The sequence below is a fragment of the Apilactobacillus kunkeei genome (assembly GCF_005930975.1).
Classification (GTDB): Bacteria; Bacillota; Bacilli; order Lactobacillales; family Lactobacillaceae; genus Apilactobacillus; species Apilactobacillus kunkeei_E.
In genome coordinates, this window is the sequence record NZ_VBSE01000023.1 from 1 (window position 1) to 804 (window position 804).

The window sequence follows — 804 nt, forward strand, 5'->3', positions numbered from 1 at the left end:
ACGTGAGTACGAAGTTGATGACCAAAAGGTCATCAGTGAGATTAAAGTTATTAGAAATAAATTTAAAGATTACGGATATAGAAGAGTAACTATTGAATTGAAACGCCGAGGATATAATATTAATCATAAAAAAGTCCTTCGCATCATGAAGAACGAAGGACTCTTATGTGATAGTTATAAACGAAAAATTAGAAAATATAATTCTTATAAAGGAACTTGCGGCAAGGTCGCAAGTAATAGACTAAGAAGAAGATTTACAACAGATCGACCATATCAAAAAATAGTTACGGACGTTACTGAACTTAGATGGGGAAATAAAACAACCTCAGAAAGAGCTTATTTCACAGCATTTATGGATTTATACAACGGTGAAATAATTTCTTGGAATATAGGATTACATCCAAAGGTTGATTTTATAGTTTCTCCATTAAATGAATTGATGGGACTACGTCCCAAAACCAGTTACAGAATGACTATTCATTCAGATCAAGGATTTCAGTATCAAAACGGTAGATATATCAACATTTTAAAAAATAATAAAGTTTTTCAAAGTATGAGTAGAAAATCTACATGTTTAGACAATGCATGCATAGAAAGTTTCTTTAATCAGTTAAAGGTCGGCACTGTTCATAACAATAATTTTAAAGATTATAATTCCCTTAACCAGGCGGTTAAGGAATATATATCTTATTACAACAATTATCGTATAAAACAAAAACTGGGAGGAATGTCACCGGTTGAATACCGAATCAATTCCTCCCAGAAAATAGCATAACCATCTTCCAATTTTAGGGGTTCAGGTCA

General features: G+C 31.7%; 1 protein-coding gene. It reads left to right on the forward strand.

Features of this window, described 5'->3' with window-relative positions:
* On the forward strand, positions 1-775 hold a 775-nt coding region (locus FD688_RS00085; protein ID WP_138741310.1), incomplete at its 5' end, for an IS3 family transposase.
* Between the last annotated feature and the right edge of the window lie 29 nt (positions 776-804).